The sequence below is a fragment of the Hydrogenophaga sp. OTU3427 genome (assembly GCF_038440225.1).
Classification (GTDB): domain Bacteria; phylum Pseudomonadota; class Gammaproteobacteria; order Burkholderiales; family Burkholderiaceae_C; genus Hydrogenophaga.
Genome location: NZ_JASATI010000069.1, coordinates 1 through 18,484, shown reverse-complemented (window position 1 = coordinate 18,484; position 18,484 = coordinate 1). Strand labels below are relative to the sequence as shown.

The window sequence follows — 18,484 nt, the reverse complement described above, 5'->3', positions numbered from 1 at the left end:
GGGCCCTTTGGCGGGGGTCCACCTGCGGCGGCCCGCGCCCCCCTATGGGGGGGCGCGGCCTGTTTCAATTCAGGTCGTTGAGGTCGGCCTTGAGGTAGTGGGCGCCGGCCAGGGGGTTGTGGTAGTAGGGCGCCACCTCCACGAAACCCGCGTCCAGGTACAGGGCGCGGGCCGCCTCCATGTCGTCCAGGGTGTCAAGCAGGATGTGGTCGTAGCCGGCCTGCCGTGCGAGCAGCATGGTGCGCTCGACCAATTGGCGCCCCAGCCCGAAACCCCGGAACACCCGGCGCACGAACAGGCGCTTCATCTCGCAGGCGTTGGGGTAATCGGAGTTGAGCAGCGGGCGGAAGGCACAGCAGCCCGCCGCCTCGCCGTCCACGTGCGCCACCAGCAGGCCACCCAGCGGTGCGACGTACTCGCCCGGCAACTCGGCCAGCTCGGTCTCGAAATTCTGGAAGCACAGGTCGATGCCCAGGCTGTGCTGGTATTCGACGAACAGTTGGCGCGCCACCTCGATCAGAGGTGGCGTGTGCGCGAGGCCGATGGCGATCGGCGCGGCGGCGGGAGGCTCGGACATGGGATGACTATACGACACCGACTCAGGCCGGACCTTGTCCCAGGCGCACCAGGGCGTAGACCACCGCCGCACACAGTGCGGCCAGCCACACCGCCCGCCACCGCTGGCGCGGGCCGTCGAGCGAGGTCGGCACCGGCTCGGCCAAGGCCTTGTCGCCGTGCCACATGGGGCCCACCAGCGGCTCGCGCTTGATGCCGCTGTAGAAGCCGATCGCCAGCAGGTGCAGCAGCACCAGGCCCAGCACCAGGAATTGCCCGATGGCCTTGTGGTAGTGGGTTGCGGCGGCACTCCACGCAGGGGGAACAAAGCGGATCAGCGGGCCGGTGAAGGCGATTTCATCGTCGCTGATCAGTCCGGTGCCGACCTGCAGCGCCAGCGCGGTCAGCAAGGCGAACACCGCCAGTCCGCCCAGCGGCGTGTGACCCACCCGGTGGGCCAGTGGGGCCTGGCCGCGCAGGTAATTCAACACCGCACCCGGCCCGTAGGCAAACCGGGTGAAGCGCGACCAATGCCCGCCAAGGAAGCCCCAGAGCAGCCGGAACAGCAGCAGCGTCAGCACCAGATAGCCCAGGCGCAGGTGCCACACCATCCAATCGCCACCAAGCTTGGCGCTCAGCACCAGGCCGACCACACTGGTGGCCAGCAGCCAGTGGAACACCCGGGTAGGCAAATCCCATACGCGTACGCTTTGCATGAATATCCCCGAGAATGAAGTGTCCTGTGGAAGGGTCATTTTTGGCATCCCCGCCGGACAGAGAGCTTAACCGGGGGTGCCCGGCCCTCATCAACCATGAAAAAGGACACATCCATGCAGTTTGTCGCATCCCTGGCCCTCGCGGCCGCCGCCGCTGCGGTCGCCCTGCCCGCCGCCGCCCAGTTCCAGCGTCCGGAAGATGCCGTCAAGTACCGGCAAAGTGTGATGACCGTCCAGAACTTCCACCTCGGGCGCATCGGCGCCATGGTGAACGGGCGGGTGCCGTTTGACGCCAAGCTGGCGCAGGAGAACACGGCCGTGCTGGAGACCGTGACCAAGCTCGCCTGGGTGGGTTATGGCGCCGACACCGAAAAGACCAAGTCGCGCTCAAAGCCCGAGATCTGGATGGAGCCGGCCAAGTTCAAGCAGGCCCAGGACACCATGATGGGAGAGGTGGTCAAGCTCAACGCCGCCGCCAAGACGGGCAACCTGGACCAGATCAAGGCGGCCTTCAGCGCCACCGCAGGCAGCTGCAAGGCCTGCCACGACGCCTTCCGCGAGTAGGCCGGCCCTTTCTCAGGCCTGCGCCAGCAGCTTCTCCAGCAGCTGGTGCAGGGCCTCGAATTCGGGCTCGCCCACAAAACGCTTGACGATCTGCCCCTGCTTGTCGACCAGGTAGCTGGTGGGCGTCAGTTTGACGTCGCCCCAGGCCTTGGCGATGTCGCCGGTGTTGTCGATGGCAACCTTGAAGGGCAGTTGCCGCGTCTGGGCGAAATTGTTCACCCACTGTGGCGGGTCGTAGCTCATGGCCACCGCGACGGTGTCGAAACCCCGGTCCTTGAACTTGTTGTAGGTGGCCACGATGTTGGGCATCTCCTTCACGCAGGTCACGCAGGTGGTGGCCCAGAAGTTGACCAGCGTCACCTTGCCCTTGAGTTGTGCGGTCTCCAGCGTGCTGCCGTCCAGCAGCACAAAACGCGAGGCCGGGGCCTGATCGCTGCTGCCGCAGGCGGCCAGCCCACCCAGTCCCAGGGACAGGCCGGCCCAGGCGGTGGTGGAGACAAAGCGGCGGCGATCGGGTTGTAGCGGAGCGGTCATGGCGGACAAGGGCGGCATCAAAAAAACTGTGGTGGCGGGGCGCCCACCCCCGTATTGTCTCAGCCACGGCGTGAACCTGCACGGGTGGGGCGTTGGACGCCAGGGGCACGAACGGGGGTGGAGTCCGCGCGCGGCCCAAAAGTTCACCCATTTCGCGCCCGTGACCAGCGGCTAACATGCATGGCTTGGCCCGCATGCCGTGGGCGCCAATGGACGATGAACGCAATGCGGATGTGCGATGTGGGCCGCCTGGCGCGCGCCGGGGCGGTGGTGGGGTGTCTGGCTGGCCTGCTGGCGTGCAGCCCCACCTTCAACTGGCGTGACGTGCCGCTGGACGGCGGAGCCCTCCGGGCCCAACTTCCCTGCAAGCCCGAGCGGGCCGAACGGCTGGTGCCGCTGACCCGCGCCGGTGTCACGCTGCAGCTGCTCAGTTGCGAGGCCGGCGGCATCACCTATGCGCTGGCCTGGGCGCGCCCGGACCTTTCGGCCGCGAACGATTCATTGGCGCAGGTGCTGGACCGGTGGCAGCAGGCCGGCTGGACGAGCCTGCGCCAGCCGGTGCCGGCGGGGGCGCAGGCGCCAGCGGGCTGGTCTCCCTGGCCTTTGAGCGTGGCGCGGGCCGAACAACTGCGGGCCTGGCAGGGCAGCGGCCTCGACCACCGGGGCGCCGCGCTGCAGGCGCGCCAGGCCTACCTGGCGCACGCCGGCGTGGTCTACCAGGCGGCGGTGTACGGCGCGCGCTTGCCGACCGAGGCGGTGAGCCCTTTTTTTGACGCTCTCGTGCTCCCGACCAACCCATGACCCAGCCGCACGCCGCGACCAGCACCTTGCCCGTGCCCACCGCCGTGGTGGTGTTCGCGGCGTTCGCGCTGACCTACTTCCTGTCGGCCCTGCTGCGCGCCATCACCGCCACCTTGTCGCCCACGCTGAGCGCCGAATTCGGCTTGCAGGCGCGCGACCTTGGCCTGCTGGCGGGCGGTTACTTCCTGGGTTTTTCGCTCACCCAGCTGCCGCTGGGCAACTGGCTGGACCGGCACGGACCCAAACGCGTGGTCCTGGGCTTTCTGGGCGTGGCGGTGCTGGGGGCGGCGGCCTTTGCCTTGGCCAACCAGTTCGCCACCCTGCTGGCTGCGCGCATGCTCACCGGCATGGGGGTGAGCGCCTGCCTCATGGCGCCGCTCACCGGCTTTCGGCGCTGGTTGTCGCCCAGCGCCCAGTTGCGCGCCAACTCCTGGATGCTGATGACCGGCTCGCTGGGCATGCTGGCCTCCACCCTGCCGGTGCAGTGGCTGATGCCACTGATGGGCTGGCGCGGCCTGTTCTGGGGCTTGGCGCTGCTGCTGCTGCTGGCCATGGGCGTGCTGGCGTTGGCCGTGCCGCGCTGGGCACCGGCGGTGCCGGCCATGGACGAGGGCGTGCCAGCCGGCTACGCCGCCGTCTGGCGCAGCCGCTTTTTCTGGAAGATGGTGCCCCTGGGCTTCTTCTGCTACGGCGGCATGGTGGCCATGCAGACCTTGTGGGCCGGGCCCTGGATGGTGCGGGTGGCCGGCTACACCCCGGCACAGGCGGCGGCCGGCCTGTTCTGGCTGAACGGCTGCATGCTGCTGGCCTTCTGGACCTGGGGCCTGGTCAACCCCTCGCTGGCTCGGCGCGGGGTGACGGCACCGCGCATGATCGCCGCCGGTCTGCCGCTGAGCTTTGTGCTGCTGGCGACCAACATCGTCCAGGGAACCGAGACCGGCTGGGCGGGTTGGGCCGCCTATTGCGTCAGCCTCACGGTCGTGTCCCTGACCCAGCCGGCCGTGGCGCTGGCCCTGCCGCCCGCGCTGGCCGGGCGTGCCTTGTCGGCCTACAACCTGGTCATCTTCAGCGGCGTGTTCGTGGTCCAGTGGGGCATCGGCCTGATGATCGACGGCCTGCTGTCGCTGGGCTGGCCGCAGGTCGCCGCCTTCCAGGGGGCCATGGCCGCCTACTTTGTCGCCTGTGTCGCGTCCTACGCCTGGTTCCTCATCTTCCGGGTGGAAGGACGGGCGCCGCCACCCGAACGCCAGGTGGGCGCGCAAGCCCGATAAACTCCCAGCCATGAACGGCCTGCTCATCATTGCCCACGCGCCGCTGGCCTCGGCCTTGCGCAAGTGTGTGCTGCATGTGTTTCCCGATGCCGCCGAGACCATGGCGGCACTCGATGTGTTGCCCAACGTGCCGCCCGAGGAGTCGCTGGCGCAGGCCCGCATGCTGATGGCCCAGCTGGGCACGCCACAGACCCTGGTGGTCACCGACATTTTCGGCGCCACGCCCTGCAACGTGGCCAGCAAGCTGGTGGATGGCGTGCGCTCGCGGCTGATCGCCGGCGCCAACCTGCCCATGCTGCTGCGCACCGTGTCCTACCGCAACGAGTCGCTCGATGCCCTGGTGGCGCGCGCGGTGGCCGGCGGCACGCAGGGCGTCATCCAGGTGGCCATCACCGCGCCGCACCATCAAGTCAGACGAAGCACCCATGATCAAGACCACCGTGACCATCAGCAATAAGCTCGGGCTGCACGCCCGGGCCTCGGCCAAGCTCACCAAGCTGGCCGGCAGTTTTCCCTGCGAGGTCTGGATGACCCGCGGCGACCGCCGCGTCAACGCCAAGAGCATCATGGGCGTGATGATGCTGGCGGCCGGATTGGGCGTCGAGGTGGAAGTCGAAACCTCGGGGGTGCAGGAGCAGGAAGCCATGATGGCGTTGCTGGCCCTGATCAACGACAAGTTCGGAGAAGGCGAGTGATGTGGGCCCCCTTGCGTGCCAAACCCTTCGGGTTTGCCCCGGGGCTCCGCCGCTGGGCGGGTCGCTGCCCCCCGGGGGGGCTGATCCGGCTTGGGGCGGCCCGGCGACGGATCGTTTTACGTCTCGACGACGGAGTCTGGGCATGACTTTCTCCGTCCACGGGCAGGCGGTTTCGCGCGGCATCGCCATCGGGCGTGCCGTGCTGGTGGCGTCCAGCCGGGTGGACGTGGCGCACTACTTTGTCCAGGTCGAACAGGTCGAGGGCGAGATCGAGCGGGTGCGTTCGGCGCGCAACGCCGTGTTCGACGAGATCACCCGCATCCGCGCGGGCCTGATCGAGACCGGCACCAAGGAAGCCCACCACGAGCTGGTGGCGCTGCTGGAGGTGCACCTGATGCTGCTCCAGGACGAGCAGCTCACCGCCGGCGTCAAGCACTGGATCGTCGAGCGCCACTACAACGCCGAGTGGGCGCTGACGACCCAGCTCGAGGTGATCGCGCGCCAGTTCGACGAGATGGAGGACCCCTACCTGCGCGAGCGCAAGGCCGATCTGGAGCAGGTGGTCGAGCGCATCCTGCGGCAGATGCGGGGCGTGGCCTCGCCGGTCGCTGCGCCGCCCCCGGCGTCGCGCCGCAGCGCCCAGCAGGAACTGTTGCTCGACGACACCCTGGATGTGCCGCTGGTGCTGGTGGCACACGACCTGTCGCCGGCCGACATGCTGCAGTTCAAGCAGAGCGTGTTCGCGGGCTTCGTCACCGACGTCGGCGGCAAGACCTCGCACACCGCCATCGTCGCGCGCAGCATGGACATTCCGGCGGTGGTGGGTGCGCGCAGCGCCAGCCAGCTGATCCAGCAGGACGACTGGGTCATCATCGACGGCGATGCTGGCGTGGTGGTGGTGGACCCCTCCTCCATCGTGCTGGCCGAGTACGGCTACAAGCAGCGCCAGGGCGAGGTCGAGCGCGAGCGCCTGAGTCGCCTCAAGCACACCCCTGCGGTCACAATGGACGGGCAGAAGATCGAGCTGCTGGCCAACATCGAGCAGCCCTCCGACACCACCACGGCGCTGGCCGCGGGGGCGGTGGGTGTGGGCCTGTTCCGCAGCGAATTCCTGTTCATGGGCCGCAATGGCCACCTGCCCGACGAGGAAGAGCAGTACCAGGCGTACAAGGCGGCGGTGGAGGGCATGCACGGTTTGCCCGTCACCATCCGCACCGTGGACGTGGGGGCCGACAAGCCTCTGGACCACACCCGCCGCGCCGATGACCACCTCAATCCCGCGCTGGGCCTGCGCGCCATCCGCTGGAGCCTGTCCGAGCCGGCCATGTTCCTGGTGCAGCTGCGGGCCATCCTGCGGGCGGCCGCGCATGGCCAGGTGCACATCCTGATTCCCATGCTGGCGCACGCCCATGAGATCCGGTTGACGATGGCGCTGCTGAACAAGGCCCGCGAGCAACTCGACGCCCAGGCCCTGGTCTACGGCCCGGTGCAGGTGGGCGCCATGATCGAGGTGCCAGCGGCGGCGCTGACCGTGCCCATGTTCCTCAAGCACTTCGACTTTTTGTCGGTGGGCACCAACGATCTGATCCAGTACACCCTGGCCATCGACCGCGTGGACGAGGCCGTGGCCCACCTCTACGATCCGCTGCACCCGGCCGTGCTGCAGCTGCTGGCACGCACCATCGCCGAAGGCCGCGCTCAGGGCAAGCCGGTCAGTGTGTGTGGCGAGATGGCCGGCGACGTGACCATGACCCGCTTGCTGCTGGGCATGGGCCTGCGCAGCTTTTCCATGCACCCCTCACAGGTGCTGGCGGTCAAACAGCAGATCCTGCGCAGCGACACCCGCAAGCTCGAGACCTGGGTTCAGCGGTTGCTGGCCAGCGACGAGCCCGGCGAGTTGCTGAACGAATAAGGCCTTCAGCCTTTCGCCCGTGTGCCCACCACGGCCGCGCCCACGATCAGCACCGCGGCCACCACCACGTGTGGACCGGGGGTTTCCCCACGTGCCGCCAGCAGCAGCAAGGTGGACAGCAGGGGTGTCAGAAACGACAGCAGGCCGATCTTGCGCGCGTCGCCACGCTTGAGCGCCGCGTCCCACAGGAAAAAGGCCGCGCCCAGCGGGCCCAGGCCCAACACCACCACCCGGGCGAGGTCCTGGGTGCTCAAGGCCGTGGCCGGCTCCAGCCAGACGTGGCACAGCAGGGACAACAGGCCCGAAACCAGCGCGAAGCTGCCGATGGCCGCGGTGGGAAAGGCCGCCACGCGCTGGGTCAGCAGCGAATAGCTGGCCCAGATGAAGGCCGAGCCCAGCGCCAGCAGGTAGCCCCACTGCAGCCCCCCGACTTGCAGCGTGCCCGCCTTGCCGCCCACGATGGCCAGCGCCGCACCGGCAAACCCCACCAAGGCGGCCAGCACATGCAGCGTGCGCAGGCCCACGCCGGGCAGGAACACAGGCGCCAGCACCACCATGCCCAGCGGCCAGAGGTAGTTCACGAGGTTGGCCTCCACCGGCGGCGCGTGCCGCAGGGCCAGGAACAGCAGGAAATGGAAGCCGAACAGGCCGTAGACCCCCAAGGCCAGGGTGGGCAGCGGGACCCGCCATTGACGCCAGTCAAAGCGGGACAGCGGCAAGGCGATCACACTGCCGACCGCCAGGGCCAGGCCGGTGAGCAGAAATGGTGGAAGATGGGACAGTGAGGAACCGAGTGCGGCCAGGCTGCCCCAGAGAACGATGGCCCCCATGGCCAACAGATACGCGTGCATGGGGTCCGAGCTTAACCGGGTGTATTGCAAATCTTTGTTACACTGATTTTTGCACCCCATGTCAAGCCAGCGCACGTGTCAAAATTGTCAGTTCACGCCGCTGGCCCCACGCGTTTGGGCGCGTGTGTGCTTCTGTGAAGTCCCCCGGAGAAATCGATGTCGTCTGAAGAAACGTCCTTGCTGGAGCGGTCCGAAGCGCGCTCCGCGGCACCGAGGGACGACGATCTGCTGGCCTGCCTGCTGCTGTTGGCGCGCGCCCATGGCGAAACCCTCACCGCCGATGGTGCCGTGGCCGGCCTGCCCCTGGAAGGTGGGCGCCTGACGCCCTCCCTGTTCGAGCGTGCCGCGGCGCGGGCCGGCCTCAGCGCCAGGGTGCACACCCGCTCGCTGGATCAGCTGCAGGTCGCGCTGCTGCCGGCCGTGCTGCTGCTGCAGGATGAACGTGCCTGCCTGGTGCTGGGTCGGTCGGACGATGGCGCGAACCTCAACGTCGTCTACCCCGAGCTGGGCGACGCACCGGTGACCGTGCCGCTGGACGAGATCGAGGCCCAGTACCTGGGCGTGACCATCTACGCCCGCCCCAAGCTGCGATTCGACGCCCGCACGCCGGTGGTGCGCGAAGGGCGCCACGGCCACTGGTTCTGGAGCGTGATCGCCGAGAACCATGCGCTGTACCGCGACGTGCTGCTGGCCGCCTTCCTGGCCAACACCTTCGCGTTGGCCATGCCCATCTTCACCAAGAACATCTACGACCGGGTGGTGCCCAACAACGCCATCGACACCTTGTGGGTGCTGTCCATCGGCCTGTGCCTGGTGCTGGTGGGCGACCTGGTGCTGCGTGTCATGCGCAGCCGCTTCGTCGACCTGGCCAGCAGCCGGGCCGATGTGAAGCTGTCGGCCTTCATCATGGAGCGGGTGCTGGGCACGCGCATGGAGCAGCGCCCGGCTTCGGCGGGCTCCTTCGCGTCCAACCTGCGGGCTTTTGAATCGGTGCGCGACTTCATCGGCTCGGCCACCGTGGTGGCCTTCATCGACCTGCCCTTCGCGCTGATCTTCTTTGTCGTCATCGGTTGGATCGCCTGGCAGATGCTCATCCCCCTGGGCATCGGCGCGCTGGTCATGCTGCTCTACGCGCTCACGGTGCAAGGCCGCATGCACGAGCTGGCCGAGACCACCTACCGCGCCGGCGCGCAGCGCAACGCCACCCTGATCGAAGGCCTGGTCGGCTTCGAGACCGTCAAGGCCCTGGCCGCCGAAGGCCCGTTGCAGCGCAAATGGGAAAAAAGCGCCGCGCTGCTGGCGCGGGTGGGTGCGCAGCTGCGCCTGCTGTCCAGCAGCGCCAGCTACAGCTCGGCCTTCGTGCAGCAGGCCATCAACCTCGGCATCCTGGTGCTGGGCGTCCACCTGATCGGCGAACGCACCCTCACCATGGGCGGCCTGATCGCCTGCACCATGCTGGCCTCCCGCGCCATGTCGCCGGTGAGCCAGGTGGCGGGCTTGCTGGTGCAGTACCACACGGCCTCCACCGCCCTGACCTCGCTCAACGAGATGATGAAAAAAGAGGTGGAACGGCCCGAGGGCAACGCCTTCATCAGCCGCGGCAACATCAAGGGCGCCATCGAGTTCCGCGACGTCACCTTCAGCTACCCGAACCAGACCGTGCCCTCGCTGCGTGGCATCAACCTGCGCATCCAGCCGGGCGAGAAGGTCGCGGTGCTGGGGCGCATCGGTTCGGGCAAGACCACGTTGGAAAAGCTCATCCTGGGCCTGTACAAACCCACCGGCGGTGCGGTGCTGGTGGACGGCATCGACCTGCGCCAGCTCGACCCGGCCGAGCTGCGCCGACAGATCGGCTACGTGCAGCAGGACGTGATGCTGTTCTACGGCAGCCTGCGCGACAACCTCACCATGGGCGCCCCGCTGGCCGATGACGCGGCCGTGGTCAAGGCGGCCGGCATCGCCGGCCTGTTGCCCCTGGTCAACGCCCACCCGCAAGGGTTTGACATGGTGGTGGGCGAGCGCGGCGAGTCGCTGTCGGGGGGCCAGCGCCAGAGCGTGGCGATCGCCCGCGCGGTGATCAACGACCCGCCCATCCTGCTGCTGGACGAACCGACCGCGGCAATGGACCATTCCAGCGAGGAGGATCTCAAGAAGCGCTTGCGCGATTTCGCCGCGGGCAAGACCATGTTGCTGGTGAGCCACCGCACCTCGCTGCTGGACCTGGTGGACCGTGTCATCGTGATGGATGGAGGCCGCATCGTGGCCGACGGTCCCAAGGAGCAGGTCATCACCGCGTTGCGCCAGGGGCGCATCGGAAAGGCGTAAATCATGTCGAAAATGGGCGAAAAGGGCTTCGACCGCATCGGCAGGCTCGGCGCCGCGGGCGGCAAGGTGGCCAAGCCGGTCTTTGGCGGCGTGGTCAAGCGGCTGGCGCCGCGCGAGGACGACGTCGAGCAACGCGACTGGGCGGGCGACGCCGATTGGGCACAGATCCAGCAGGAGCCGTTGCGGGCCCGGGCCTTGTTGCGCACGGCGGCGGTGGTGCTGGTGCTGGTGATCGTGTGGGCCGGGTTTGCCAAGGTCGACGAAGTCACCCGTGGCGAGGCCAAGGTGGTGCCCACCAGCCAGGTGCAGGTGCTGCAGAGTGTCGACGGCGGCGTGGTCGAGAGCCTCAATGTGCGTGAGGGCGATCTGGTGGAGCCTGGCCAGGTGCTGTTGCGCGTCGACCCCACCCGCTTCGTGTCCAGCGCCAAGGAAAACCAGTCCACCCGCCTGTCGCTGCAGGCCAAGGCCTTGCGGCTGGAGGCGCTGACCCGCAACAGCAGCTTCAACCCGCCGGCCGACCTGGTCAAGCAGGTCCCCGACATCGTGAGCCAGGAGCGCATGCTGTTCGAATCGAGCCGCTCCGAGATGGCGGCGCAGCTGTCGATCGCGCAGAACCAGCTCAGCCAGCGGCAAAACGAATTGCGCGAGGTGCAGGCGCGGCGCGAGCAGGCCGAGCGTGGGCTGGAATTGACGCAGAAGGAACTCAATGCCACCAAACCCATGGTGGCCACGGGCGCGGTGTCCGAAGTGGAGGTGCTGCGCCTGGAGCGGGAAACCGCCCGCCTGCGCGGCGACCGCGAACAGACCACCGCGCAGATCTCGCGTGTGCAGGGCGCCATTCTGGAAGCGCAACGCCGCATCGAGGAAGTGCAGCTGACGCGGCGCAACCAGTTCAGCGCCGAACTCTCCGAAACCTTGAGCCGCCTCTCGGCCCTGCGCGAGGGCGGCGCGGCGCTGGACGACAAGGTCAAGCACGCCGAGATCAAGTCGCCAGTGCGTGGCACGGTCAAGCGCCTGTTGGTCAACACCGTGGGCGGCGTGGTGCAGCCCGGCAAGGACCTGGTGGAAATCGTCCCGCTGGACGACGCCCTCATTCTGGAGGCCCTGATCGCACCCAAGGACATCGCCTTCCTCAGCCCCGGCCAGCCGGCCCTGGTCAAATTCACCGCCTATGACTTCGCGATCTATGGTGGACTGGAGGCCGATGTGGTGAGCATCGGTGCCGACTCGGTGGTCAACGCCAAAGGCGAGGCCCACTACCTGGTGCGCGTCAAGACCCGCAAGTCCAGCCTGGGTGAGCACCTGCCCATCATCCCCGGCATGGTGGCCGAGGTGGACATCCTGACGGGCAAGAAGACCATCTTGTCCTACATGTTCAAACCCGTACTCAGGGCCAAGGCCAATGCCTTGTCCGAACGCTGAACCACCCGCATCACTTCCTTCGCCACCATGAGCACACCGCATTTTCTGTCGAACAATCTGGCCCAGCCTCCCGTGCTGCCGCCCGAGCGCTGGCTGGCCGCCTTTCCACAGGGGCAGTGGGGCGACTGGAACCGCGTGTCCACGGCGATGCGGCCGGGCGATCTGGTGTGGGTGAGCACCGGGCACGTTGAGTGGATGGACCTGGTGGCGCGCCTGCTGCAGCTCCAGCCTGGCGTGCGGGTGGCGGTGCTCAGCGCCTCGCCCGACCAGACCGAGGGCTTGCGTGCAATCAACGAGGGCGCGCGGGCCTATTGCCACCTTTACGCCGTGCCGGAGCTGCTGCAGGAGGTGGCGGCGGTGGTGGCGCAAGGCGGGTTGTGGGTGGGGCCGGAGCTGCTGGAGCGCATCGTCGCCGCCACGCGCCAGTTGCTTGAACGCTCCCCCGGCACCGCGGCGCAGTTGCCCGCTCCCGACCTGTCCGCGCTCTCGTCCCGCGAACTGGACGTCGCCCGGGCGGTGGCCGCCGGCAAGTCCAACCGCGAGGTGGCGGAACAGCTGTTCATCGCGGAAGGCACGGTCAAGGCCCATCTTGGGGCCGTGTTCGAGAAACTGGGCGTGCGCGACCGCCTGCAACTGGTGTTGCGGCTGTCCGGGCAGGGTGGTGCCGGGCAGGCGACACCCTCCAAATGAGGGGGCTTGGCTCATGATGTACGTACAACGTGGCGCTCAGGGTGAAGTTGTCGGCCTGATCGAGCGGGCCCTCACGAACGAAGAGGCGCTCAGCGGCGAGTGGGCCCCTGCCGACCCGGCCGATCCCGAGGTGGGCGCGTTCGTGCGCCGCGTCGCCGGCGTGGGCGCCGCCAATCCGCTGGCGCTGACCGACGCCGAGCTGGCCCGCGTGACCGAAGACTTGATCGACGTGCTGATCGACCGCGCGGTGATCCAGTTCACCGACCTGCCGGTGGCCGCCCAGAACAAGCTGCTGCAGCGCCGCCAGACCCGGGCCACGCTGGCCAACCGCCTCAACCTGCTGGGCGGCGACGACATCATTTGAGCGGCCAGGATGAGCGGTTGGGCGGCGCAGCGCGCGCTGCCGACCGTGCGGATTTGTACTTTTGTCTAATGGTCAAATTTAGTTAACAAAAGTAAGCTCCAAGCACAGATTTCCATCTTGGAGAAAACCATGGCTCAAGTCCTTTCCATCCGCGGTACCGCTTTTGTGGTCGGCCTCGACGGCCAGACCCGTCCCCTCAAAGTGGGCGACAAGGTCCAAAAAGGCGAGTCCATCGTCACCAGCGCCGGCGGCGCGGTGGAGTTGACCATGGACGACGGCAGCCCCCTGTCGCTGGGTCCGCAACAGACCGTCAAGATCGACGAATCGCTCGCGGCCACTGGCCGACCGGGTCGCGCCGAGGCCGCCGTGGGTGGCGGTGCCATTGACAACGTGATCCAGGCGCTGGACCGTGGTGGCGACCTGACCGAAGAACTCGAAGCCACGGCGGCCGGCGCGGGTGCCGGTGGTGGTGCCGGTGGCGAAGGCAGCGGTTTTGTCCGCCTGCTGCGCATCAGCGAAGGCACCGATCCGCTGGCCTTCAGCTTCAGCACCGGCTTGACGGACGTGCCCCTGGTGATTCCCGAGGACTTTGTCCTGGTTGAGGAAACGCCGACCTTCACCATCACGGTGCAGGAAGAAGTCACCAGCACGATCACTGGCATCGTCACCGACACCGTCTCCGGCATTGTCACCGACACCGTGACCGGCATCGTCACCGACACCGTGACCGGCATCATCACCGACACCATCTCGGTGCCGGTCACCGTGACCGTGACCGGTCTGGCCGAAACCTCGGTGGTCCAGACGGTGACCGAAACCATGACGGTGACCGACTCCGAGACCCAGACGGTCACGGACACCGAGACCGTGACGGACACCGAAACGGTCACCGACACCGAAACGGTCACCGACACCGAAACCGTCACCGACACCGAAACGGTCACCGACACCGAAACTGTCACCGACACCGAAACCGTCACCGACACCGAAACCGTCACCGACACCGAAACCGTCACCGACACCGAAACGGAAACCAACACCGAAACCGTGACGGACACCGAAACCGTGACGGACACCGAAACCGTGACGGACACCGAAACCGTGACGGACACCGAAACCGTGACGGACACTGAAACCGTTACCGATACCCAGACGGTCACGGACACCGAGACCGTCACCGACACCGAGACTTCGACGGTCAGTCAGACCTTCACCTACACCGACACGGTGTCGGACACCGAAACCGTGACCGAAACCGCCACGGCCACCGATACGGAAACGGTGACTGGAACCGAGACCGAGTCGGCCACCGTGACCGAGACGGCCACAGCCACCGTGCTGGTGACGCAGACAGAGTCCACTTTTGAGCCGGTGGATCTGACCATCAAGGGCGCGGGTCCGGCGGAGTCGCATACCTTTACCGGTAGTTACGGTGGAAACAGCGTCAAGATCAAATTCACCGACCCCAGCCCGGGCAGTGGTGTCAATCCCTCGAACAATCTGGGTATTGACAACAACAACATGAACACGGGCGAGGCGCTTCAGATTGAGTTTTTTGAGGCAGATGGGACCACCGCGCTGGCTGCCAATGGTATTCAACTGACCACCAAGCATGTGGGCGGAGGTGGGAGCGATTCGTTCACCTGGACCGCCTACAAAGACGGTAACCTGGTGGGTTCGGACACATTGAGCTTCCCTGAGGGTGATCAGGTGCTCGACCCTATTTTGATCGATGGAGGATACGACCGTCTCGATGTGGTGGTGGATTCTGGCGCTTTCAAGATCGGCACCATTTCGGGTTCAGTGATCATCGACAACGTCAGCATCACGACCACCGTGACGGTGACGGAAACCGACACCGTGACCAACACCGACACGGTGACCAACACCGTCACGGTGACCGATACCCTGACCCTGACCGATACCGATACGGTGACCGACACGGTTACCTTGACGGACACACGGACGCTGACCGAAACGGATACTGTGACCGACACCAACACGGTCACCGAAACCGAAACCGTGACCGACACGATCACCGTGACGGACACCAACACGGTCACCGAAACCGAAACCGTGACCGACACGATCACCGTGACGGACACCAACACGGTCACCGAAACCGAAACCGTGACCGACACCAACACGGTCACCGAAACCGAGACCGTGACGGACACCAACACGGTCACCGAAACCGAAACCGTGACCGACACCAACACGGTCACCGAAACCGAGACCGTGACGGACACCAACACGGTCACCGAAACCGAAACCGTGACCTTCACGGAGACGGCCACCTTCACCGACACGGAATCCGTGCCGACGGTGACCGAGACGTCCGCCACCTTCACCGAGGCCGGGCCGACCGAGACCATCACGGTGTCGTCCTTCACGGACACGATCACGGTGTCGTCCTTCACCGACACGATCACGGTGACCCAGTTCACCGAAACGGTCACGGTGTCCCAGTTCACCGAAACGGTGACCGAGACCTTCACCGAGACCGAGACCACCACCGACAGCAGCGCGGTGACGCCGCTGCAGGCGCAGGATCTGCTGGGTGGCGATCAGCTCGCGGGCCTCGACACGGGCACCACCACCGGCGGCGGCACCTCGTCCGATGTGCCTTTCGATCCGCTGGCGCAAGACCAGGTCAACCGCCTGCTCAACAACAACAACGACGGCAGCCCGACCTGAGGTCGCTTCCGATATATTCAATGGCGGGAATTTCCCGCCATTTTTTCTTGGAGCTCAGAAAGCATGCGAATCCTGTTTGTTCATGAGGGACTGGGACAGTTTGAGCACCTGCACAAATACCTGAATGGGCAAGGCTTGGCCAATTCGTGGTTTCTGTGCTCGACCGGGGTCTATGAGGCCAACAAGGACAAAGTGTCCAACCTTGCGCCTTTCCAGGCGGTGGCGGAAAACGACAAAACCTATTTCTATATCAAGAACATCGAGGCGCGTGTCCAGCGGTCTTTCTCGATCAAGAAGTCCATTCACCAGGTCCTGGCCAAGACGGGCATCGACCTGATCGTTGCCCACGGCTCCGGTGGGTATCCGCTGCAGCTGTTTGGTGAATTCGACATTCCCATCGTCACCTATATCGAATTTCCCTCGTTCGGGCACCACGGGCACGACCCCAAGTACCCGCAGCCCGAATACGCGACCTACCGTGACAAGCTGTTCGAGATGTCCAGCTTTCACCAGGTGCTCAAGAGCGACATGGTGATCGTGCCCAGCGCTTACGCGAAATCCATGTTTCCAACCTGCCTGCACGACAAGATCGTGCCGCAGATGGAAGGTTTCCAGATCACCCGGCGCAAGAGCCAGTTCAAGAAAGAGCCCGGTGTTTTCCATATCGGCTTTTCAGCCCGGGACCTGTCGTCCGCCAAGGGTTTCGAGCAGTTTGTGCTGATCGCCAAGGAAATCCTCAAGCGCCGGCAGAAGGTGAAGTTCGTCTTTTGTGGTTCGCCCAAGGTCCTGTATTCCTACGAGGAAGCCTATCTGCAGACCCAGTTTCCGGACAAGGCCAGTCGCCCGGAATCGTTCATGCATTACGTGCTGGCCCGCGAGGGCATCACGCTGGGGCCGGATTCCGCTTTCCAGCATGTCAGTTTCGCCGCCTACGACCAGTTCGCCGATTTCATCGAGGCGATGGATCTGTTCCTCTACCCGCTGCAGTACGGGTCGGCCAACTGGGGCATTTTCGAAATCCTGTTCCGTGGCCGGGTGGTCATTGCCAGTGATCGCTGCTTTGTGCCGGAGGTGATCCAGCATGGCCGCAATGGTCTGCTGTGCGATTACGAGGACATCGACCTGTGGGCACACCGCGCGGTGCAGGTCATCGATGCGCCCGAGCAGTATGCCCACCTGGGAACCAATGCGGAAAAAGACGCCAACGAGCGTTTTCACATCAGCAAGGTGGCTCCGGCCTACCTGGACATCTTCCAGACCGCCATCAGCCGGCACCGCCTGTTCAAGGACTGACGTGAGGCGACTGCCCCTGGCGGGGCGGTCGCAACCGGTTCAGCGCTTGGTCAGGTGCAAGTGCATTTCCTGCACGGACGCCCTGAGCCAGCGCTGGGCGTGCTCTTTTTCCTTGCCTGTCAGGTGGCGCAGCTCGGGTTGCAGCACGTAGCCCAGGCTCGCATCGAAATTGCAGCTGTAGCCATGGGGGTTCCAGGTGCGGTCGGTGTGTGGTGCCTGCGACAGGCGCCAGTCCTTGTTCAGGTAGTACACACCCATCTCGCTGAAGGGTTCCTTGTGGGTCGGGTCGCCGTAGAAGCGCTCCGAATTCCAGTGCGGGATGGCCACGAAGGCCTTGGCCCCCGGCCGCAACACCCGGTCAAGCTCGTTGAAGAAATGCACCCGTTCCCAGGCACCATTGAGGTTGGTCAGGTGTTCGAGGAAATTGCTGGAGTAGGCCTCCTCCACGCTGGCGTCCTCGAAGGGCCAGCGCTCATGGCCGATGTTGAGCACATGGTCCACCCCCTGCATTGGGTACTGGTCCAAGCCGATGAAGCCCGCTTTCTTTTTGCCGCCACAGCCCAGGTCGATCTTCATCTTGGTGTCCTTGTTCGGGTTCCAGTGCGTGCCATCCGCATCCAGGGTGGCCGGCATCGGCGCCATGTTACACAGACTGTGAAAAATTGTGATCCTCCAGGCGCGCACAGGGTGCATTCACATTAGTTGAGACTTTCACTCACCACCGTCCAATGGTCATGGACAGAGGCATCCCGCATGCTTCCTTCTCTGTACAAATCAGGGGAGGAAGTCATGGCATCGGTCTATGTGGTCAAGGCGGTCACGGGTGTGGTGTTTGTGGTGGATGTGTCGGGCCAGGTGCGCACGGCCAAGGTGGGCGACCGGCTGTCGCGTGGCGACACGGTGCTGGCTGGCGCACACGGGCGCATTGAGCTGGTGGCTGATGAGGGCCAGGCCCTGAACCTGGGGCCAGACGAGCAGGTGAAGATCGATGAACAACTGTTCGGCAGCGCCAAGCCCGAGGCCGCGCAGGCCGCGGTGGCCGGTGGCACCATCGAACGGGTGATCGACGTGCTGGCCGGGCAGGGCGACCTCAACGACAGCCTGGAGGCACCCGCTGCGGGTGCCGGTGGCGCCGCAGACCGCGACGGCAGTTCCTTCGTGCGCCTGCTGCGTGTCAGCGAAGGGGTCGATCCCCTCGCGTTCGACTTCAACACCGCGCTCACCGATGTGCCGCCCGTGGCCGAGCACGTGGCCGTGGCGGTGGTGGAGGAGGTTCCGCCGCCGCCGCCGGTGGTCCAGCCGCCGGTGGTGGTACCGCCGCCCGATGTGCCTGTTGTGCCCCCACCGCCCCCTCCACCGTTGCCGCCGCCGCCGCCCCTTCCCCCGGTCGAGCCCCCTCCGCCGCCGCCAGCCTTGCCGCCGCTTCCCGCCTCGGTGTCGACCCCCGCCACGGTGGACGAGGCCGGCCTGCCCGCTGGTCTGGATCCGGAGAGCAACCGCGAGACCGTCCATGGTGTGCTGACCTTGCCTGCCGGCTGGACCGCCGTGCCCAGCACCGGCGATGCGACATCCGGCAGCTTTGTCGTCAATGCCGATGGCAGTTACGTCTACACCCTGACCGAGGCTACGGTGGACCTGCCTGACGCGCCGGAAACCGACACCATCACCTACCAGATGATCGACGCCAACGGGCGCACGGTCACCAACACCATCGTCATCACCATCGTGGACGATGTGCCGCTCGCCACCGACGACAGCGCCAGCACGGCGGAAGACACGCCGGTGACGGTCAAT

The 18,484-nt window shown here is 66.1% G+C and carries 18 protein-coding genes; 13 read left to right on the top strand and 5 right to left on the bottom strand.

Going from position 1 to position 18,484, the window contains the following annotated elements; all coding sequences use genetic code 11:
- Positions 1-64: 64 nt before the first annotated feature.
- Both AAHB17_RS23345 and AAHB17_RS23340 read right to left on the bottom strand, forming a co-directional pair.
- The gene (locus tag AAHB17_RS23345; protein ID WP_342133464.1) at positions 65-577 is read right to left on the bottom strand and encodes a GNAT family N-acetyltransferase; all 513 of its coding nucleotides are present in this window, start codon (positions 575-577) and stop codon (positions 65-67) included.
- A 22-nt stretch (positions 578-599) separates the two neighbouring features.
- The gene (locus AAHB17_RS23340) at positions 600-1,271 is read right to left on the bottom strand and encodes a cytochrome b/b6 domain-containing protein (protein WP_342133463.1); all 672 of its coding nucleotides are present in this window, start codon (positions 1,269-1,271) and stop codon (positions 600-602) included.
- Positions 1,272-1,385: 114 nt separating this feature from the next.
- Here AAHB17_RS23340 and AAHB17_RS23335 point away from each other — a divergent pair, with 114 nt between their 5' ends.
- Positions 1,386-1,835 carry a c-type cytochrome gene (locus tag AAHB17_RS23335; protein ID WP_342133462.1) on the top strand — a complete coding sequence of 150 codons (450 nt, stop codon included), beginning with the start codon at positions 1,386-1,388 and terminating at the stop codon, positions 1,833-1,835.
- Positions 1,836-1,847: 12 nt separating this feature from the next.
- Here the strand turns inward: AAHB17_RS23335 and AAHB17_RS23330 are convergent, their stop codons facing one another.
- Entirely contained in the window at positions 1,848-2,369 is a 522-nt protein-coding gene (locus tag AAHB17_RS23330; protein ID WP_342133461.1) for a TlpA family protein disulfide reductase, read from the bottom strand.
- A gap of 216 nt (positions 2,370-2,585) precedes the next feature.
- On the opposite strand from AAHB17_RS23330, the gene AAHB17_RS23325 reads away from it, so the two are divergent.
- The 5 genes from AAHB17_RS23325 to ptsP all read left to right on the top strand — a co-directional run bounded on the left by AAHB17_RS23325 (position 2,586) and on the right by ptsP (position 7,048).
- Entirely contained in the window at positions 2,586-3,170 is a 585-nt protein-coding gene (locus AAHB17_RS23325) for a hypothetical protein (RefSeq protein ID WP_342133460.1), read from the top strand.
- Positions 3,167-4,441 (top strand): MFS transporter, encoded by a 1,275-nt coding sequence (locus tag AAHB17_RS23320; RefSeq protein WP_342133459.1) that lies wholly within the window; start codon positions 3,167-3,169, stop codon positions 4,439-4,441. The genes AAHB17_RS23325 and AAHB17_RS23320 overlap by 4 nt, the downstream gene beginning before the upstream one ends.
- Before the next feature lie 10 nt (positions 4,442-4,451).
- Positions 4,452-4,898: a PTS sugar transporter subunit IIA gene (locus AAHB17_RS23315; protein ID WP_342133458.1), complete on the top strand. Its 447-nt coding sequence runs from the start codon at positions 4,452-4,454 to the stop codon at positions 4,896-4,898.
- Positions 4,867-5,136, top strand: a complete 270-nt coding sequence (locus AAHB17_RS23310) for an HPr family phosphocarrier protein (RefSeq protein WP_342133457.1) — start codon at positions 4,867-4,869, stop codon at positions 5,134-5,136. Before AAHB17_RS23315 ends, AAHB17_RS23310 begins: the two co-directional genes overlap by 32 nt.
- A 142-nt stretch (positions 5,137-5,278) precedes the next feature.
- Positions 5,279-7,048, top strand: coding sequence for a phosphoenolpyruvate--protein phosphotransferase (gene ptsP, locus AAHB17_RS23305; RefSeq protein ID WP_342133456.1), 1,770 nt, complete (start codon positions 5,279-5,281; stop codon positions 7,046-7,048).
- A 5-nt stretch (positions 7,049-7,053) separates the two neighbouring features.
- Here ptsP and AAHB17_RS23300 read toward each other — a convergent pair whose 3' ends face one another.
- Positions 7,054-7,899 carry a DMT family transporter gene (locus AAHB17_RS23300; RefSeq protein ID WP_342133455.1) on the bottom strand — a complete coding sequence of 282 codons (846 nt, stop codon included), beginning with the start codon at positions 7,897-7,899 and terminating at the stop codon, positions 7,054-7,056.
- 156 nt (positions 7,900-8,055) lie between these two features.
- Between AAHB17_RS23300 and AAHB17_RS23295 the strand changes: the two genes are divergently transcribed.
- The 6 genes from AAHB17_RS23295 (at position 8,056) to AAHB17_RS23270 (ending at position 16,690) form a co-directional block, all read left to right on the top strand.
- Positions 8,056-10,224, top strand: a complete 2,169-nt coding sequence (locus tag AAHB17_RS23295; protein ID WP_342133454.1) for a type I secretion system permease/ATPase — start codon at positions 8,056-8,058, stop codon at positions 10,222-10,224.
- A gap of 3 nt (positions 10,225-10,227) precedes the next feature.
- Positions 10,228-11,646, top strand: a complete 1,419-nt coding sequence (locus tag AAHB17_RS23290) for an HlyD family type I secretion periplasmic adaptor subunit (RefSeq protein ID WP_342133453.1) — start codon at positions 10,228-10,230, stop codon at positions 11,644-11,646.
- 27 nt (positions 11,647-11,673) lie between these two features.
- Positions 11,674-12,336, top strand: coding sequence for a response regulator transcription factor (locus AAHB17_RS23285; protein ID WP_342133452.1), 663 nt, complete (start codon positions 11,674-11,676; stop codon positions 12,334-12,336).
- A 13-nt stretch (positions 12,337-12,349) separates the two neighbouring features.
- Positions 12,350-12,700: a hypothetical protein gene (locus AAHB17_RS23280; RefSeq protein WP_342133451.1), complete on the top strand. Its 351-nt coding sequence runs from the start codon at positions 12,350-12,352 to the stop codon at positions 12,698-12,700.
- A 129-nt stretch (positions 12,701-12,829) separates the two neighbouring features.
- Positions 12,830-15,397 carry a retention module-containing protein gene (locus AAHB17_RS23275; RefSeq protein ID WP_342133450.1) on the top strand — a complete coding sequence of 856 codons (2,568 nt, stop codon included), beginning with the start codon at positions 12,830-12,832 and terminating at the stop codon, positions 15,395-15,397.
- 63 nt (positions 15,398-15,460) lie between these two features.
- Positions 15,461-16,690, top strand: a complete 1,230-nt coding sequence (locus AAHB17_RS23270; protein WP_342133449.1) for a glycosyltransferase — start codon at positions 15,461-15,463, stop codon at positions 16,688-16,690.
- 39 nt (positions 16,691-16,729) lie between these two features.
- Here AAHB17_RS23270 and AAHB17_RS23265 read toward each other — a convergent pair whose 3' ends face one another.
- Positions 16,730-17,323 carry a class I SAM-dependent methyltransferase gene (locus tag AAHB17_RS23265; protein WP_342133448.1) on the bottom strand — a complete coding sequence of 198 codons (594 nt, stop codon included), beginning with the start codon at positions 17,321-17,323 and terminating at the stop codon, positions 16,730-16,732.
- Between the two features lie 120 nt (positions 17,324-17,443).
- On the opposite strand from AAHB17_RS23265, the gene AAHB17_RS23260 reads away from it, so the two are divergent.
- A partial coding sequence (locus AAHB17_RS23260) for a retention module-containing protein (RefSeq protein WP_342133447.1) occupies positions 17,444-18,484 on the top strand: 1,041 nt, incomplete at its 3' end.

Excerpts from the sequence above, each read along its gene's own strand:
- AAHB17_RS23270 (WP_342133449.1), top strand. The coding sequence starts at position 15,461 with ATGCGAATCCTGTTTGTTCATGAGGGACTGGGACAGTTTGAGCACCTG.
- AAHB17_RS23325 (WP_342133460.1), top strand. The coding sequence starts at position 2,586 with ATGAACGCAATGCGGATGTGCGATGTGGGCCGCCTGGCGCGCGCCGGG.
- AAHB17_RS23280 (WP_342133451.1), top strand. The coding sequence starts at position 12,350 with ATGATGTACGTACAACGTGGCGCTCAGGGTGAAGTTGTCGGCCTGATC.
- AAHB17_RS23330 (WP_342133461.1), bottom strand. The coding sequence starts at position 2,369 with ATGACCGCTCCGCTACAACCCGATCGCCGCCGCTTTGTCTCCACCACC.
- ptsP (WP_342133456.1), top strand. The coding sequence starts at position 5,279 with ATGACTTTCTCCGTCCACGGGCAGGCGGTTTCGCGCGGCATCGCCATC.
- AAHB17_RS23275 (WP_342133450.1), top strand. The coding sequence starts at position 12,830 with ATGGCTCAAGTCCTTTCCATCCGCGGTACCGCTTTTGTGGTCGGCCTC.
- AAHB17_RS23345 (WP_342133464.1), bottom strand. The coding sequence starts at position 577 with ATGTCCGAGCCTCCCGCCGCCGCGCCGATCGCCATCGGCCTCGCGCAC.
- AAHB17_RS23320 (WP_342133459.1), top strand. The coding sequence starts at position 3,167 with ATGACCCAGCCGCACGCCGCGACCAGCACCTTGCCCGTGCCCACCGCC.
- AAHB17_RS23295 (WP_342133454.1), top strand. The coding sequence starts at position 8,056 with ATGTCGTCTGAAGAAACGTCCTTGCTGGAGCGGTCCGAAGCGCGCTCC.
- AAHB17_RS23300 (WP_342133455.1), bottom strand. The coding sequence starts at position 7,899 with ATGCACGCGTATCTGTTGGCCATGGGGGCCATCGTTCTCTGGGGCAGC.
- AAHB17_RS23310 (WP_342133457.1), top strand. The coding sequence starts at position 4,867 with ATGATCAAGACCACCGTGACCATCAGCAATAAGCTCGGGCTGCACGCC.
- AAHB17_RS23315 (WP_342133458.1), top strand. The coding sequence starts at position 4,452 with ATGAACGGCCTGCTCATCATTGCCCACGCGCCGCTGGCCTCGGCCTTG.
- AAHB17_RS23265 (WP_342133448.1), bottom strand. The coding sequence starts at position 17,323 with ATGCCGGCCACCCTGGATGCGGATGGCACGCACTGGAACCCGAACAAG.
- AAHB17_RS23290 (WP_342133453.1), top strand. The coding sequence starts at position 10,228 with ATGTCGAAAATGGGCGAAAAGGGCTTCGACCGCATCGGCAGGCTCGGC.
- AAHB17_RS23335 (WP_342133462.1), top strand. The coding sequence starts at position 1,386 with ATGCAGTTTGTCGCATCCCTGGCCCTCGCGGCCGCCGCCGCTGCGGTC.
- AAHB17_RS23340 (WP_342133463.1), bottom strand. The coding sequence starts at position 1,271 with ATGCAAAGCGTACGCGTATGGGATTTGCCTACCCGGGTGTTCCACTGG.
- AAHB17_RS23285 (WP_342133452.1), top strand. The coding sequence starts at position 11,674 with ATGAGCACACCGCATTTTCTGTCGAACAATCTGGCCCAGCCTCCCGTG.